This is a genomic window from Streptomyces sp. B21-105, from assembly GCF_036898465.1.
In the GTDB taxonomy this organism is placed as follows: domain Bacteria; phylum Actinomycetota; class Actinomycetes; order Streptomycetales; family Streptomycetaceae; genus Streptomyces.
On record NZ_JARUMJ010000001.1, the window covers coordinates 2824966 to 2841200 of the forward strand.

At 71.7% G+C, this 16235-nt stretch carries 12 protein-coding genes and 1 pseudogene; 5 read left to right on the forward strand and 8 right to left on the reverse strand.

Annotation, left to right across the window (positions count from 1 at the left end; genetic code table 11):
* Window positions 1-324: 324 nt before the first annotated feature.
* Window positions 325-3321, reverse strand: coding sequence for a bifunctional [glutamine synthetase] adenylyltransferase/[glutamine synthetase]-adenylyl-L-tyrosine phosphorylase (locus QA802_RS12750; protein WP_334521414.1), 2997 nt, complete (start codon window positions 3319-3321; stop codon window positions 325-327).
* Window positions 3322-3472: 151 nt separating this feature from the next.
* On the opposite strand from QA802_RS12750, the gene QA802_RS12755 reads away from it, so the two are divergent.
* Entirely contained in the window at window positions 3473-3907 is a 435-nt protein-coding gene (locus tag QA802_RS12755; protein WP_319170990.1) for a VOC family protein, read from the forward strand.
* A 124-nt stretch (window positions 3908-4031) separates the two neighbouring features.
* On the opposite strand, the gene glnA2 is transcribed toward QA802_RS12755, so the two are convergent.
* Both glnA2 and QA802_RS12765 read right to left on the reverse strand, forming a co-directional pair.
* On the reverse strand, window positions 4032-5393 hold the full coding sequence (gene glnA2 / locus QA802_RS12760) for a gamma-glutamylpolyamine synthetase GlnA2 (protein ID WP_319170989.1): 1362 nt from the start codon (window positions 5391-5393) through the stop codon (window positions 4032-4034).
* Between the two features lie 567 nt (window positions 5394-5960).
* Window positions 5961-6416 (reverse strand): RrF2 family transcriptional regulator, encoded by a 456-nt coding sequence (locus QA802_RS12765; protein WP_334521418.1) that lies wholly within the window; start codon window positions 6414-6416, stop codon window positions 5961-5963.
* Between the two features lie 160 nt (window positions 6417-6576).
* Between QA802_RS12765 and QA802_RS12770 the strand changes: the two genes are divergently transcribed.
* From QA802_RS12770 to QA802_RS12785, 4 genes are all read left to right on the forward strand, one after another.
* Window positions 6577-7242 carry a thioredoxin-like domain-containing protein gene (locus tag QA802_RS12770; RefSeq protein ID WP_334521421.1) on the forward strand — a complete coding sequence of 222 codons (666 nt, stop codon included), beginning with the start codon at window positions 6577-6579 and terminating at the stop codon, window positions 7240-7242.
* Between the two features lie 11 nt (window positions 7243-7253).
* Window positions 7254-7853: a DUF305 domain-containing protein gene (locus QA802_RS12775; protein ID WP_334521424.1), complete on the forward strand. Its 600-nt coding sequence runs from the start codon at window positions 7254-7256 to the stop codon at window positions 7851-7853.
* Window positions 7854-8214: 361 nt separating this feature from the next.
* Window positions 8215-10161, forward strand: a complete 1947-nt coding sequence (locus QA802_RS12780; RefSeq protein ID WP_334521427.1) for a S53 family peptidase — start codon at window positions 8215-8217, stop codon at window positions 10159-10161.
* 136 nt (window positions 10162-10297) lie between these two features.
* Window positions 10298-12052, forward strand: coding sequence for an NAD+ synthase (locus QA802_RS12785; protein ID WP_334521430.1), 1755 nt, complete (start codon window positions 10298-10300; stop codon window positions 12050-12052).
* A 155-nt stretch (window positions 12053-12207) separates the two neighbouring features.
* Here QA802_RS12785 and QA802_RS12790 read toward each other — a convergent pair whose 3' ends face one another.
* The 5 genes and pseudogenes from QA802_RS12790 to QA802_RS12810 all read right to left on the reverse strand — a co-directional run bounded on the left by QA802_RS12790 (window position 12208) and on the right by QA802_RS12810 (window position 16175).
* Window positions 12208-12606, reverse strand: a complete 399-nt coding sequence (locus QA802_RS12790; RefSeq protein WP_334521433.1) for a PIN domain-containing protein — start codon at window positions 12604-12606, stop codon at window positions 12208-12210.
* Window positions 12603-12836: pseudogene (locus QA802_RS12795) on the reverse strand (hypothetical protein); the annotation flags it as partial. The pseudogene QA802_RS12795 and the gene QA802_RS12790, both read right to left, overlap by 4 nt.
* A 137-nt stretch (window positions 12837-12973) precedes the next feature.
* Complete coding sequence (locus QA802_RS12800) at window positions 12974-14200, reverse strand: MFS transporter (RefSeq protein ID WP_334521436.1); 1227 nt, start codon at window positions 14198-14200, stop codon at window positions 12974-12976.
* Between the two features lie 108 nt (window positions 14201-14308).
* A complete protein-coding gene (locus QA802_RS12805) occupies window positions 14309-15370 on the reverse strand; it encodes an endonuclease/exonuclease/phosphatase family protein (protein ID WP_334521439.1) in 1062 nt (353 codons plus the stop codon).
* A gap of 178 nt (window positions 15371-15548) precedes the next feature.
* Window positions 15549-16175, reverse strand: coding sequence for a TetR/AcrR family transcriptional regulator (locus tag QA802_RS12810; protein WP_334521442.1), 627 nt, complete (start codon window positions 16173-16175; stop codon window positions 15549-15551).
* Between the last annotated feature and the right edge of the window lie 60 nt (window positions 16176-16235).

Consider the following 16235-nt stretch of genomic DNA (forward strand, 5'->3'; position numbering starts at 1 on the left):
CCGCGCCGGGCGACGCATCACGCCTGGCTCAGGGCGACGCATCACGCCCGGCGCGGGGCGACGGGCGACACCAGCGTGCGCCGGGTGCCAGACACCGTGAGGAGCATCGGCGGGACGACGGGCGGTGCCTCCCGCAAGGGCATGCGAGCGGTGGCGCCGGTGCGGCGTGAGCGAGGGTGGTGCCTGCCCACTCGTCCCGCGGCCGGCCGGCCCCCCACCCGGGTGGCAAAGGAGGCCGGGCCTCCCATCAGCGGCCCCGGACGCGGGCCCGCGCCACGGTGTCGACGCGGGGGGCGCACGCCTCGAGGGCCGCTGGGTCCGGTCCTAGCCCGCGTAGAACAGTTCGTCCACGACGGCCCGGGCCCGGCGGGCGGTGCGCCGGTAGTCGTCGAGCATGTCACCGACACGTCCGGGGCCGTAGCCGAGGTAGCGGCCCACCGCGACCAGTTCGCGCGGGTCGGAGGGGAAGGTGTCGCCGGCCCGGCCCCGCACCAGCATCACCGCGTTGCGCACCCGCGTGGCCAGCACCCACGCCTCGTCCAGCGTCGCCGCTTCGTCCTGCGGGATGAGGCCGGCGTCGCGTGCGGCGGTGAGCGCCGCCCGGGTGCGGGTGGTCCGCAGCCCCGGGTGCGTCGCGCCGTGCCGCATCTGGATCAGCTGCACGGTCCACTCGACGTCGGACAGGCCGCCCGGGCCGAGCTTGGTGTGCAGCTTGGGATCGGCGCCCCGGGGCAGCCGCTCCGACTCCATCCGGGCCTTCAGCCGCCGGATCTCCCGTACGGCCTCCTCGGTGAGCCCGCCCGCCGGATACCGCAGCGGGTCGGCGAGTTCGAGGAACCTGCGCCCCAACTCCTCGTGCCCAGCGACGACTTCGGCGCGCAGCAACGCCTGTGACTCCCACACCAGCGACCACCGCCGATAGTAGGCCGCGTATGACTTCAACGTGCGCACGAGCGGCCCGGACTTGCCCTCCGGGCGCAGGTCAGCGTCGACGAGCAGCGGCGGGTCGGCGCTGGGGATCTGCAGCAGCCGGCGCATCTCGGAGACGACCTTGTTGGCGGCCTGTCCGGCCTCCCGCTCGTCGACGCCGTCCCGGGGCTCGTGGACGAAGAGGACGTCCGCGTCGGAGCCGTAGCCCAGTTCATGGCCGCCGAAGCGCCCCATGCCGATGACGGCGAAGCGGGTGGGGAGCGTGTCGCCCCAGCCCTCGCGGACGACGGCGCGCAGGGTGCCGGACAGGGTGGCGGCGGTGAGGTCGGACACGGCGCCGCCGACCAGGTCCACCAGAGCGCCCTGATCGGCCTCGACGGGCTGCGCCTCGGTGCCGTAGGAGCCGACGATGTCCGCGGCGGCGGTGCGGAACAGCTCGCGCCTGCGGACCCCGCGCGCGGCGGCGACCGCCTGCACGGCCCCGTCGGCCCGCCGCACCGCGGCGAGGATCTCCTGCTCCAGCAGGGCGCGCCCGCGCGGCTCGAGACCGCCTCCGTCGCCGTCGCCGAGCAGCGCCACCGCCTCCGGTGCGCGCATCAGCAGGTCGGGGGCGAGCCGCCCGGCGGACAGCACGCGGGCCAGGTTCTCCGCGGCGGCCCCCTCGTCCCTCAACAGCCGCAGGTACCAAGGGGTCTTGCCCAGGGCGTCGGACACCTTGCGGAAGTTGAGCAGCCCGGCGTCCGGGTCGGCGGAGTCGGCGAACCACCCCAACAGGACGGGCAGCAGGGTGCGTTGGATGGCGGCCTTGCGGGTGACGCCGGAGGCCAGCGCCTCCAGGTGGCGCAGCGCGGCGGCCGGATCGGCGTAACCGAGGGCGACGAGCCGTTCGCGGGCCGCCTCCGCGCTCAACCGGGTCTCGCCCGGGGCGAGTTGGGCCACCGCGTCGAGCAGAGGCCGGTAGAACAGCTTCTCGTGCAGCCGCCGTACGACGGACGCGTGCCGCTTCCACTCCCGGCCGAGTTCGGCGACCGGGTCGGCGCGCAGGCCGAGGGAGCGGCCGAGCCGGCGCAGGTCGGTCTCGTCCTCGGGGACGAGATGGGTGCGCCGCAGCCGGTAGAGCTGGATGCGGTGCTCCATGGAGCGCAGGAAGCGGTAGGCGGCGTCGAGCTGCACCGCGTCGGCGCGTCCGACGTAGCCGCCGGTGGCGAGCGCCTGCAGGGCGTCGAGCGTGGTGCCGCTGCGCAGCGAGCCGTCGGCGCGCCCGTGCACCAGTTGCAGCAGCTGGACGGCGAACTCGACGTCCCGCAGTCCGCCGGGCCCGAGTTTGAGTTCGCGCTCGACCTCGGCGACCGGGATGTTCTCGACGACCCTGCGCCGCATGTTCTGCACGTCGACGACGAAGTTCTCCCGCTCGGCGGCCTTCCACACCATCGGCTCGAGGGCGGCGACGTAGTCGGCGCCGAGCTCCAGGTCCCCGGCGACCGGCCGCGCCTTCAGCAGGGCCTGGAACTCCCAGGTCTTGGCCCACCGCTGGTAGTAGGCGAGATGGCTGCTGAGGCTGCGCACCAGCGGGCCGTTGCGCCCCTCGGGCCGCAGGTTGGCGTCGACGGGCCAGATGGACCCTTCCACGGTGGTCTCGGAGCAGATCCGCATCATGTGCGAGGCGAGTTTCGTGGCGGCCCGCAGCGCCTTGGCCTCGTCGGCGCCGTCGACGGCCTCGCCCACGAAGATGACGTCCACGTCGGACACATAGTTCAGCTCGTGTCCGCCGCACTTGCCCATCGCGATCACGGCGAGCCGGCACAGCGCGGCGTCGTCGGGGGCGGCGGCGCGGGCCAGGCCGAGGGCGGCCCGCAGGGTGGCGGTGGCGAGGTCGGCGAGCTCGGCGGCCGTCTCGGCGACGTCGGTCGTCCCGCACACGTCGCGGGCCGCGATGGACAGCAGGCAGCGCCGGTAGGAGACGCGCAGCGACACCGGGTCGCCGGCGTCGGCGAGTCCGCGCTCGAACTCCTCCACGCCGGGGTGCAGGTCCCGGGGCTCGTAGGTGACCAGCGCCTCCCAGTCCCGCGGGTGCCGGGCCAGGTGGTCGGCGAGGGCGGCGGACGCCCCCAGCACCCCCAGCAGCCGGTCCCGCAGGGGTTTGGCGGCGATCAGGGTGTCGAGCAGTTCGCGTCTGGCGGCGGGCCCGGACTGGGCCTCCACCAGCCCGACGAGACCGTGCAGCGCGAGGTCGGGGTCTGCCGTTGCGGCCAGCGCCTCCAGCAGAAAGGGGTCGTTGCGCACCGGGGACAGCTCGGGCCCGTCCAGCAGCCGCTCGGCGGCGGAGGGGTCGGTGAAGCCGTGCCGCAACAGCCGAGTGAAGGTGCTGCTTCTGCGCCCCGGCGCCATCATCGAAGCCCTCCTCGTGCGATCAAGGTCGTCCGCAGTCGAGCGTATCTCTCGCCCCACGGTGGCGCTCCGGCCCGGTTTCCGGTTCTGTGTGCAAAGGCGTGCCGCAAACCGCCTGCGGGCGCCGCACATCGGGACGACAAGGGAGTCACCCATGGACATGACCCTCGAAGTGATCCTGCTGCCGGTGTCGGACGTGGACCGGGCCAAGGAGTTCTACCGCGACAAGGTGGGCTTCCACGTCGATCTCGACGGCGAGGTGATGGAGGGCGTGCGGATCGTGCAGCTCACCCCGCCCGGCTCCGGCTGTTCGATCGCGCTGGTGGACGGCCTCCAGGTCCCGACGGGCACCCCGCAGCCGGGCACGTACCACGGCATGCAGCTGTGCGTGACAGACGCGAAGGCGGCGTACGAGGAGCTGACCGCCCGGGGCTTGGACGTCACCGAGCCGCAGCAGTTCGCCCCGCAGGACGGCGCCACTTTCATGTACTTCAAGGACCCCGACGGCAACGGCTGGGCGATCCAGGAATACCGCCGCCGTGAGACGGAGCCGCTGCACCAGGTGCTGGCGAAACTGGCCGCGCGGTAGGACCGCCGACCACGCCGACGGCCCCGGGACCTTGCGGGGCCGCCCGGTGGTGCGACAAGGGCCGACGGTCCGCGACCGTCGGCCCCACGTGTCGTCACGGCGGGAAACCCGCCCTGACCTGGGCTTACAGCACCGGCAGGTTCTTGCGCAGCTCGAAGGCGGTGACCTCGGAGCGGTACTCCTCCCACTCCTGGCGCTTGTTGCGCAGGAAGAAGTCGAAGACGTGCTCGCCCAGGGTTTCGGCGACGAGGTCGCTGCGGTCCATCAGGGTCAGGGCCTCGCCGAGGTTCTGCGGGAGCGGCTCGATGCCCATGGCGCGACGCTCGGCGTCCGACAGCGCCCAGACGTCGTCCTCGGCGCCCGGCGGGAGCTCGTAACCCTCCTCGACGCCCTTGAGGCCCGCGGCGAGCAGCATGGCGTAGGCCAGGTACGGGTTGGCGCCGGTGTCGAGGGAGCGGACCTCGATGCGCGCGGAGCCGGTCTTGCCGGGCTTGTACATCGGCACCCGCACCAGGGCGGAGCGGTTGTTGTGCCCCCAGCAGATGTAGGACGGCGCCTCGCCGCCCGCGCCGGCGGTGCGCTCGGAGCCGCCCCAGATGCGCTTGTAGGAGTTGACCCACTGGTTGGTGACGGCGGCGGTCTCGGCGGCGTGCTTCAGCAGGCCCGCGATGAAGGACCGGCCGACCTTGGACAGCTGGTACTCCGCGCCGGACTCGTAGAACGCGTTGCGGTCGCCCTCGAAGAGGGAGAGGTGGGTGTGCATGCCGGAGCCGGGGTGCTCGCTGAACGGCTTGGGCATGAAGGTGGCCTGGACGCCCTGCTCCAGCGCGACCTGCTTCATCACCAGGCGGAACGTCATGATGTTGTCGGCCGTGGAGAGCGCGTCGGCGTAGCGCAGGTCGATCTCCTGCTGGCCGGGGGCGCCCTCGTGGTGGGAGAACTCGACCGAGATGCCCATCGACTCGAGCATGGTGATCGCCTGGCGGCGGAAGTCCATGCCGATGTTGTGCGGGGTGTGGTCGAAGTAGCCGGAGTTGTCGGCCGGGGTGGGCCGGGAGCCGTCGGTCGGCTTGTCCTTCAGCAGGAAGAACTCGATCTCCGGGTGGGTGTAGAAGGTGAAGCCCAGGTCGGAGGCGCGGGCGAGGGCCCGCTTGAGGACGTAGCGCGGGTCGGCGAAGGACGGGGAGCCGTCCGGCATGAGGATGTCGCAGAACATGCGGGCGGTGCCGGGGGCCTCCGCGCGCCAGGGCAGGACCTGGAAGGTGGACGGGTCCGGCTTGGCGATCATGTCGGACTCGTAGACCCGGGCGAAGCCCTCGATCGCGGAGCCGTCGAAGCCGATGCCCTCGTCGAAGGCCTGCTCGAGCTCGGCGGGGGCCACGGCGACGGACTTGAGGAAGCCCAGGACGTCCGTGAACCACAGCCGTACGAACCGGATGTCGCGCTCCTCCAACGTCCGGAGCACGAACTCCTGCTGCTTGTCCATCTTCCGCTTCCCCATCCTTGCTGGTCAGGCCGCCTGCCTCCGGTCCCGTGGAGCGGCGGTCGGGCACCTGAGCATCAGACCACATCCCCGTTTCGGGCGCGTTGCCGACCATGATCGCCTTGGCGACCCGGCCATGAACGCCTCGTGTCCGGCGGATGTCCTGCTCTGCCGCCCATCTTGCCTGCTCGGACCGGCATCCGTAATGCCCGACCCCCTCCGTCCACCTCCCCGCTTAATTTGCATGTCAAATACAACTTTAACCACAATGCCGAACGGCCGTACGGGCGAGCCCTGTGACCCCGTGACCGTGACCCCGTGTATCCCGTGTACCCGTTCCCGTGACCCCGATACCCCCTTTACCCCATGGCCCGCGAGCCGAGGAGCCCTGATGCCGTCCGAACGGTGCGGGCGCAACTGATCGAGAAGGGGGTCGCCCCGACGGACGTGCACTACGAGGTGTTCGGCCCCGACCTGTGGCCGGCGACGGCGAGCTGACGCGTCGGCGCGGTCGGATCAGGCGGGTCCTGCGAGTCAGGAGGGGCACGAGGCTCGGGAGGGGCACGAGGGTCAGGCGGGTCGGGCCCGCCCTGGGATTCCCAGCAGCAGCGGGCCCGTCGGTTCCGTCACGAGGTCCGCGAGGGTGAGCGGGTCCAGCGAGCGGTAGAACGCCTCCTGGGCCCGGCGCAGAGCGCCTCGCAGGCTGCAGGCCGAACTCAGGGGGCAGGGGGTGGCTCCGCCCTCGCAGTCGACGACGTCGCCGTCCCCCTCGAAGGCGCGGACGACGGCGCCCACCGACGCCGCGCGGCCGGGTCCGGTGAGGGCGAGGCCGCCGCCCCGGCCTCGCCGGGCGTCGAGCAGCCCCATGTGCTGGAGCCCGGCGACGACCTTCGCCGCGTGGGTGTAGGGGACCTCCATCGCCGCGGCCACCTCCCGGGTCGTGGGAGTGACCTCCGGGTTCTCGCCCGTGACCGCGAGCCGCATCAGGACGCGCAGTGCCAGGTCGGTGGATCGCAACAGCCGCATGAGACGAAGCGTAGATAATACGCATCTCGGGTTCAAATTATCTCGGGTCCCACGGATCCCTCGGGTCCCGGCTGTGACCGTCTACGACAATCCCGCGCGCCGGATTACGATCAGCGGACCCCGTTCGTCAGTTCCCCCTTTCCCCAGAAGGACAGGCCTCATGGGTTCCGCCAACACCACCGGCAGTGCGGCGCGCAAGGCGCGCATAGAGCAGATGCGGCGGGCCGAACAGGCTCGTGAGCGGCGAGGCCGCGTCCTCGTGATCGGGGGCAGCGTCATCGCCGTCGTCGCACTCGTCGCCGGCGGCGTGTTCGTCGTGAAGTCGCAGTCCGGTGACGACGCCTCCACCGCCGCCGACTCCAAGGCCTCCGGGAACTTCGTCACCGGCGCGGACGGGGTGAAGACGTGGAAGGGGAAGCTGGGGCGCACGCATGTCGCCAAGACGGTGAAGTACCCGACCGAGCCGCCCGTCGGCGGCGACCACAACCAGGTCTGGATGAACTGCGACGGCGACGTCTACACGAAGGCGCTGAACAACATGAACGCCGTGCACTCGCTCGAGCACGGCGCGGTCTGGGTGACGTACAACAGCAAGGCGAGCAAGGCCGACGTCGACGCCCTCGCCGCCAAGGTCAAGAAGACGCCCTACACCCTGATGAGCCCGGACGACGCCCAGGCCGACCCGATCATGCTCACCGCGTGGGGCCACCAGCGCACGGTGACGGGTGCGAGCGACCCGAACGTGGACACGTTCCTCGCCAAGTTCGTGCAGGGCGAGCAGACGCCCGAACCGGGCGCGGCGTGCACGGGCGGTCTGCCGCAGTGAGGTACGCGGGAGTGGCCGTCGCCGTGGCCGGGGTGCTCGTCGCCGCGGGAGCGGTCACCTACTCGGTGGCCGAGGACGGCGGGGCGGCCGCCGACGTCCCGGTCGCCGACTCCGCCGACGCCGGGTTCGCCCGGGACATGGCGGTGCACCACCAGCAGGCCGTCGAGATGTCGTACATCGTGCGCGACCGGACGACCGACGAGGAGGTGCGGCGGCTCGCCTACGACATCGCGCAGACCCAGGCCAACCAGCGCGGCATGCTGATCGGCTGGCTGGATCTGTGGGGGCTGCCGAAGGTGTCGTCCGACCCGCCCATGACCTGGACGGGCATGCGCGGCATGAGCGGCGGCGAGGACGGCGCACTCATGGTCGGCATGGCCACCGACGCCGAGATGAAGCGGCTCGGCACGCTCAACGGCAAGCAGGCCGAGATCTTCTACCTCCAGCTGATGACCGCCCATCACAAGGGCGGCGTCCACATGGCCGAGAGCTGCGTCGCCAAGTGCACGGTCGGCGTGGAGAAGCGGCTGGCGCAGGGCATGGTCGAGGCGCAGCAGTCGGAGATCGATCTCATGGCGGGCATGCTGAAGGCACGCGGGGCCAAGCCGTGACCGGACGGCGGCGGCCGGGCCGCGGCGGAGGCTGTGCGCCGGCCGCCGCCGGGCCGACACCCCGGCCGCCCCGACGGCCCCGCGTATCTTTCGGCCGGGCCGCCTCCGCATAGCCCTCCTGGGCCCGGCCCCCTGCGCCCGCCTCGGCCTGCCCACTGACCCTCCCGGGCTCTCCCGGGCTCTCCCGGCCCAACTCATAGGGTTTTCCCTCGACTTCGAGGACGTATCCGTCAAACCGTGCCAGAAAGCAGTCACTTGGACGCTTCTTGGTCTTCGCATTCCCCTGGCATGACGGGTTCGTCGCCAGAGTGGCCCGCACGTCGAGTGATCCACTCGCGTCGAACCACAACCAGGGGGTCCCATGAGATCCAATCGCGCCACGCTGCGCGCCGGAGCGAGCCTGGCAGCGACCCTGCCCGTGATCGTCGGCACGCTGGCGCTCGGCATACCCGCGGCGCACGCCGCGGACGTCCCGGCCCGTGACACGCTGACCGGGACCAGGCCCGCGTGGGCCACGGCCAAGGCGGACAAGGGCTCGACCTCGGACAGCGCCCCGGTCTCCGCGCGGGTCTACCTCGCGGGACGCGACGCGGCCGGCCTCGGCCAGTACGCGAAGGCGGTCTCCGACCCGAACTCCGCGGCCTACGGCAAGTACCTCTCCGCCGCGCAGGCGAAGGCCCGTTACGGCGCGACCGCGGCCCAGGTGGCCGCCGTCAAGTCGTGGCTGGCGGCGGCCGGTCTGAAGGTGACCGGCACGACCGAGCACTACGTCTCCGTCAGCGGTGACGTGGCCGCCGCCGAGAAGGCGTTCGGCACCCAGCTGCACAACTACGCCAAGGGCTCGAAGACCTACCGGGCACCGGCCAAGGCGGCCACCGTCCCGGACAGCCTCGACGGCGCCGTCCTGACCGTCACCGGCCTGGACAACGCCCCGCACAAGGCGACCCACAGCGACCAGCTGCCGGGTCCCGGCGCCGTGTTCAAGAACGCCGGACCGTTCTCCTCGTACTACGGTTCGAACATCGCGACCACGCTGCCGAAGGCGTACGGCAAGTCGATCCCCTACGCCGTCCAGGGTTACACCGGCAAGCAGCTGCGTGCGGCCTACGGTGCGGGCTCGTACACCGGCAAGGGCGTGCGCGTCGCGATCACCGACGCCTTCGCCTCGCCGACGATCGCCTACGACGCGGCCACGTACGCGAAGAAGCACGGCGACGCCGCCTGGAAGACCGGCCAGCTGAGCCAGGTGCTGCCGAAGGACTACACCCACACCGGCGCCGACGAGTGCGACGCCTCGGGCTGGTACGGCGAGGAGACCCTCGACGTCGAGGCCGTGCACGCGGTCGCGCCTGCCGCGAACGTCACGTACGTGGGGGCCGCGTCCTGCATGGACGACGATCTGCTCGACTCTCTCAGCAAGATCGTCGACAACCACCTGGCCGACATCGTCTCCAACTCCTGGGGCGACATCGAGGCCAACCAGACGCCGGACCTGGCAGCCGCCTACGACCAGGTCTTCCAGTTCGGCGCGGTCGAGGGCATCGGCTTCTACTTCTCCTCCGGCGACAACGGCGACGAGGTCGCCAACACCGGCACCAAGCAGGTCGACACCCCGGCCAACTCGGCGTGGGTGACGGCGGTCGGCGGCACCTCGCTGGCGGTCGGCAAGGGTGACAAGTACCTGTGGGAGACCGGCTGGGGCACCGAGAAGGCCTCGCTGTCCGCGGACGGCAAGAGCTGGACGGGCTTCCCCGGCGCGTACACCTCGGGCGCGGGCGGCGGCACCAGCAAGACGGTCGCCGAGCCGTACTACCAGAAGGGCGTCGTCCCGAACGCGCTCGCCACGGCCAACAACGCCGCCGGCAACCGCGTCGTCCCGGACATCGCGGCGATCGCCGACCCGAACACCGGCTTCAAGGTCGGCCAGACCCAGACCTTCCCGGACGGGTCCGAGCAGTACAGCGAGTACCGCATCGGCGGCACCTCGCTGGCCGCGCCGGTCATCGCGGCCGTGCAGGCACTGGCCCAGGAGGCGCGCGGCGGCAGGGCGATCGGTTTCGCCAACCCGTCGATCTACTCCAAGTACGGCACGAAGGTCTACCACGACGTGACCGACAACCCCACGGGGTCCGGACTCGCCGTGGCGCGCGTCGACTTCGCCAACAGCGTCGACGCCACCGGCGGCCTGCTGACCTCGGTCCGCAGCCTCGGCAAGGACAGCTCGCTGTCCGCGGTGAAGGGCTACGACGACGTCACCGGCGTGGGCACGCCCGCGAACGGTTACGTCGACTCGTACCGCCGACGCTGAGCAGTGTGCAGCTGAGCAGTGCGTGCGGCTGAGCAGTGCGTGACGTCGGGCTGAGCTCTTCGTGACGTGAAGGGGGCGTGGGGTGAACGACACCCCACGCCCCCCATCGCGTCGCTCTGACGATTACACTGTTCCCGTGCCTCAACTTCGTCTCGCCCTGAACCAGATCGACTCGCGTGTCGGCGACCTCGCCGGCAACACCGAAACGATCCTCCGCTGGACCCGGCACTCCGCCGAGCAGGGAGCGCATCTCGTGGCGTTCCCGGAGATGGCGCTGACCGGGTATCCCGTCGAGGACCTCGCCCTGCGCTCCTCCTTCGTCGAGGCCTCCCGCGCCGCGCTGCGGCAGCTCGCCGTGCGCCTCGCCGACGAGGGCTTCGGCGGGCTGCCGGTCGTCGTCGGCTACCTAGACCGGTCGGAGAACGACCAGCCGAGGTTCGGCCGTCCGGCCGGCTCCCCGCGCAACGCCGCGGCGGTGCTGCACGGCGGCGAGGTGGTGCTGTCGTTCGCCAAGCACCACCTGCCCAACTACGGCGTCTTCGACGAGTTCCGCTACTTCGTGCCGGGCGACACCATGCCGGTGCTGCGCGTGCACGGCGTCGACGTGGCGCTCGCGATCTGCGAGGACCTCTGGCAGGACGGCGGCCGGGTCCCCGCGGCGCGCTCCGCCGGGGCCGGTCTGCTGCTCTCCGTCAACGCCTCGCCCTACGAGCGCGACAAGGACGACACCCGCCTGGAGCTGGTGCGCAAGCGGGCGCAGGAGGCCGGCTGCACCACCGCCTACCTCGCGATGATCGGCGGCCAGGACGAGCTCGTCTTCGACGGCGACTCGATCGTCGTCGACAAGGACGGCGAGGTCGTCGCGCGGGCCCCGCAGTTCTCCGAGGGCTGCGTGGTCCTGGACCTCGACCTGCCCGCGGCCTCCCCCGACGCGCCGACGGGCGTCGTGGACGACGGTCTGCGCATCGACCGCGTGGTGCTGTCCGAGGAGCCGCTGCCGCGTTACGAGCCCGAGCTGAGCGGCGGCTACGCGGAGCGACTGGACGACGCCGAGGAGGTCTACTCGGCGCTGGTCGTGGGCCTGCGGGCGTACGTCGCGAAGAACGGCTTCCGCTCGGTGCTCATCGGCCTGTCCGGCGGGATCGACTCGGCGCTCGTCGCGGCGATCGCCTGTGACGCGGTGGGCGCGCAGAACGTGTACGGCGTGTCGATGCCGTCCAAGTACTCCTCCGACCACTCCAAGGGCGACGCGGCCGAGCTGGCCCGGCGCACCGGGCTGAACTTCCGCACGGTGCCGATCGAGCCGATGTTCGACGCCTACATGGGCTCGCTGGGACTGACGGGCCTGGCCGAGGAGAACCTCCAGTCGCGCCTGCGCGGAACCATGCTGATGGCCGTCTCCAACCAGGAGGGCCACATCGTCCTCGCCCCCGGCAACAAGTCGGAGCTGGCGGTCGGCTACTCCACCCTGTACGGCGACTCGGTCGGCGCGTACGGCCCCATCAAGGACGTCTACAAGACGTGGATCTTCCGGCTCGCCGAGTGGCGCAACCGCGCCGCGGCCGAGCGGGGCCAGACCCCGCCGATCCCTGAGAACTCGATCACCAAGCCGCCGAGCGCCGAGCTGCGCCCCGGCCAGGTGGACACGGACTCGCTCCCGGACTACCCCGTCCTGGACGCGATCCTCGAGATGTACGTGGACCGGGACCAGGGCGCGGACGCGATCGTCGCCGCCGGATACGACCCCGCGCTGGTCGCCAAGACCCTGCGCATGGTCGACACGGCCGAGTACAAGCGCCGCCAGTACCCGCCGGGCGCGAAGATCTCAGCGAAGGGCTTCGGCAAGGACCGCCGCCTCCCCATCACGAACAGCTGGCGCGAGTCGCTGTAACCGGCCCTTCGCCCACTCCCCCCACCCCACCTGCGGCGACCTCTCGGCCGGCCGAGAGGTCGCCCTCCCCCGCCCATGGGGTGGGCCCGCCTCCGAGCGGAGGGGGTGGCCCACCGGAGGGAACGAAGCGAAAAGGGGGACGGGCTGTGCTCGGCTCAGAGCTTCACGACGACCACGCGGTCGGCGCACAGCTTGCGCATGTCGTCCTCGTCGGACGTGAACACGGTGACCAGGCCCGGCTGCCGCAGTGCGACGGCAGCGAGGGCCGCGTCGATGGCGTACTTGTGGCCGTGCAGGCCCGCCTCCTCGAGAAGGCCGGTCGCCTCCTGGGCGATCTCCTCGGTCACCGGCTCGACACGGATCAGGGAGAGCGCCCATTGCCAGGCCGGGAGGCGGCGCTTCGGCTCGTATGCCTCGATGAGCGTCATCGACGTGGTCATGACGCGGGTTCCGGACGCTTTGGCCACCTTGAGACGCCTCTTCATGTCGGCCTCTCCTCGGACCATCCGGGAGAGGCCCTCGCTGTCGAGCAGGTAGACCACCTCGCCCGTCACGCTGCCTCCCGGGGCCGCTCAGGCACGTCCTCGGCGGCGGCCCCTCCGGCGCGGGCGAGCTCGGCGTGCTTGCGCTCGATCTCCCGGCGCTCGGCTTCCGCCAGGGCCAGCTCCTCCTCGGTGACGGGGCCGTATTCGGCCTCCAGCCAGTCGACGAGTTCCCCCAAGCGATCCTGCTCCCGCTGGCGCTCTATGGCGTGTGTGACATAGCGGCTGAAGCCGCCGGGGCCATGCGATCGTGCTGCCGCTGCCGGGCCCTGCGAGGGGCGAGGGCGGCATCCGCCGGACCCTCGGTCCGACCGTCGTGCGGGCCGGGGGTTCGCGTGCGTCGTCGACGCCGCGCCTGCGCGCGCCGTCGGCGCCGGCGTCAGTGGTGCGCTGCCGCCTCCGCCCGCTGCGGGACGTGGGTGGCGACGATCCGGTCGCGGGCGGTCGGGGGCGTGGTCGCTCGGCGGCGGTCCACCGCGTAGGCCACCGACGCCACCCCCAGCCCCAGCACCGCCAGGGCCGCCCCCGCGATCGCCGGGGAGGTCACGCCGTAGCCGGCTGCGAGGGTCAGGCCGCCGATCCAGGCGCCGCCCGCGTTGGCCATGTTGAACGCGGCCTGGTTGGCGGAGGAGGCCAGCGACGGGCCCGTGCTCGCCCGCTCCATGACCATCAGGTTGAGCGGGGAGCCCGCCACGAACGCGGCGACGCCCAGCAGGACCACGGCCAGCGCGCCGCCCCAGGCCGTCGTCATCAGGAGCGGGAACAGAGCCAGGACGACGGCCAGCGAGGCGAGTCCGGCGAACAGCGTGGTCCGCATCGCGTGGTCGGCGAGGCGGCCGCCCAGCAGGTTGCCGATGGTGGCGCCGACGCCGAACAGCGCCAGCAGCAGCGTCACGCTGGAGCCGGCGTACCCGGCGGAGTCCGTCAGCATGGGCGTGATGTAGCTGTAGGCGGAGAAGAGGGCGCCGAAGCCGGCCACCGTGGTGCCGAGCGCCAGCCACACCGGCAGTGAGCGCAGCGCGGACAGTTCGCGGCGCAGGCCGACGGCGGGCGCGTGGGCGCGGTCGTGCGGGATCAGCAGGGCCAGGGCGGCGATCGCCGCCAGGCCGATCACGCTGACGCCGAGGAAGGCCGCCCGCCAGCCGAGGTGCTGGCCCACGAGGGTGGCGGCGGGGACGCCCGCGATGTTGGCGACGGTCAGGCCGAGGAACATCAGCGACACCGAGCGGGCCTTTCGCTCCGGCGCGACCAGGGTGGTGGCCACCACCGCGCCGACGCCGAAGAAGGCGCCGTGCGGCAGACCGCTGAGGAAGCGGGCGGCCAGCAGCCAGCCGTTGTCCGGGGCCAGCGCGGAGAGCGCGTTGCCCGCGACGAACAGGACCATCAGGGAGATCAGGACCGTGCGGCGGGACATCCGCGCGGTCGCCGCGGCGAGCAGCGGCGCGCCGATGACGACTCCGAGCGCGTACGCGGAGACGAGGTGGCCGGCCGCCGGAATGGAGATGTGCAGGTCGCCCGCGACGTCGGGCAGCAGGCCCATCATCACGAACTCGGTGGTGCCGATGCCGAAAGCACCTACGGCCAGGGCTAGCAGGGCCAGAGGCATGCAGGACTTGCCTTTCGAAGGAGAACGGTTCCGTTCATCATACGTTTCGTATGTTCAACTACGGAACAAAGCCTCCCCGGCCCGGTATTCCGGCGGGCGACGCCCCGGTTACGGTGTGGTGACCTTCACACGCGCCGCCACCGGCAGATGGTCACTGCCCGTCTGCGGCAGCGTCCACGAGGTGACCGGCTCCACGTCCCTCACCATGATCTGGTCGATCCGCGCCATCGGGAACGACGCCGGCCAGCTGAACCCGAAGCCGCTGCCCGCCGCGCCCTGCGTGGAGCGCATCTGGGAGGTCACGGCGTTCAGCGAACGGTCGTTCATGGTGCCGTTGAGGTCGCCGAGCAGGATCACCCGGGTCAGCCGCTCGTCGGCGATCGCCTCGCCCAGCGCGTCCGCGCTCTTGTCGCGCTGCCGGGCGGTGAACCCGGCCTGCAACTTGACCCGCACCGAGGGCAGATGGGCCACATAGACGGCGACCTCGCCCTCCCGCGTGGCGACGGTGGCCCGCATGGCGCGCGTCCAGCCCAGTTTGATGTCCACGGCCCGCACACCGCTCAGCGGGTACTTGCTCCACAGCCCGACCGTGCCCTGCACCGAGTGGTACGGGTAGGTCGCCGCCAGCGTCTTCTCGTACACCGGGACGGCCGAGGCGGTCAGCTCCTCCAGGGCGATCACGTCCGCACCGGAGGCGACCACGTCCCGGGCGGTGCCGGCCGGGTCGGGGTTGTCGGCGTTGACGTTGTGCGTGGCCACGGTGAGATCCCCGCCGCCGCCGGTCCGGTCGACGAGCAGCCCGCCGAACAGGTTCGTCCACACCACGACCGACAGGAGGACGGCGATCAGCGCGGTCGCCGACCTGCGCACCACCGCGAGCACCAACAGCACCGGCACGAACACGCCGATCCAGGGCAGGAACGTCTCCGTGAGGCTGCCGAGGTTGCCGAACCGGTTGGGGATGTGCGAGTGCACCAGCATCACCAGGGAGAGCGCCAGCGCCAGGCCCGCGACGACCAGACCGCGTCGCCAGATGCGCGGGTCTCCGCGCCATCCCGTGGTCAGCCGGCCGAGCAGACGTCCGATCAGGCGCCGGAGCCGGACTCCCCGAGGCTCGTGTCCCGAGTCTCCGTTGCCGTCCGTCTCCGTCATGTACGCCTGCTGCGCCATACCGTCGCCTCACTGCCTGCCGTGCACCGTCCGTCCCCGGGTACGACCCTAGGGGATGTTCGGCTTGGATCTCGCCGCCATGTGACGGCCGTACGGGAAGGAGGACGAAGGGCGCGGCGGCACGGGTTCCGGCGATGGCGGGCGCGGCCCGGTCTGTGACGGAACGCTCACATCGGGGTTACCCGCCAGGAGAGCTGACGGGGCGTAGGCCGGCCAGCAGCGAGTCGACGATGCGCTCCGCGAGGTCCTCGGGCAGATCGACGTCGGGATGCAGGACGGCACGCACGAGCATGGGGCCGACGAACATGTCGTTGACGAGTTCGAGGTCGAGGTCGGTGCGGAGTTCGCCGTTCTCCTGCCCCCGGCGCAGGACTTCGACGCCCTGCCTGCGCCGGGGTGCTATCACCGTGTTGTGGTACTCCGTCCAGATCTGCGGGCTGCTCTTCATCTGGGCGTGGACGTTGTGCAGGATCGCCGAGGAGCGGCTGGCGAGTCCGCGCCGGCGCAGGGCCTCCAGCAGCACCACCAGGTCGTCGCGCATGGAGGTGCCGGGGAGTTCGGGGTCGTCGGGCTCGGCGGTCCGCAGCACGTCCATGAACAGCGCCTCCTTGCCGCTCCAGCGCCGGTAGATGGTGGCCTTGCCGACGCCGGCGGTGCGCGCGATGCGCTCGATGGACATCTCGGCGAGCGAGACGCCGTCCTCCAGCAGCTTCATCGTGACCTCGATGATGGTCCGTTCCAGGGCCTCGTTCCGGGGCCGCCCCCGGACGGGCTGCTCGACGGCTGTGCTGTCGGCGGGGCTCACGTCCACTTTTCCTTTCGTCGCACTGGGGGAGATTGTCGCCCACGGGGCGGGCGGGGGGCG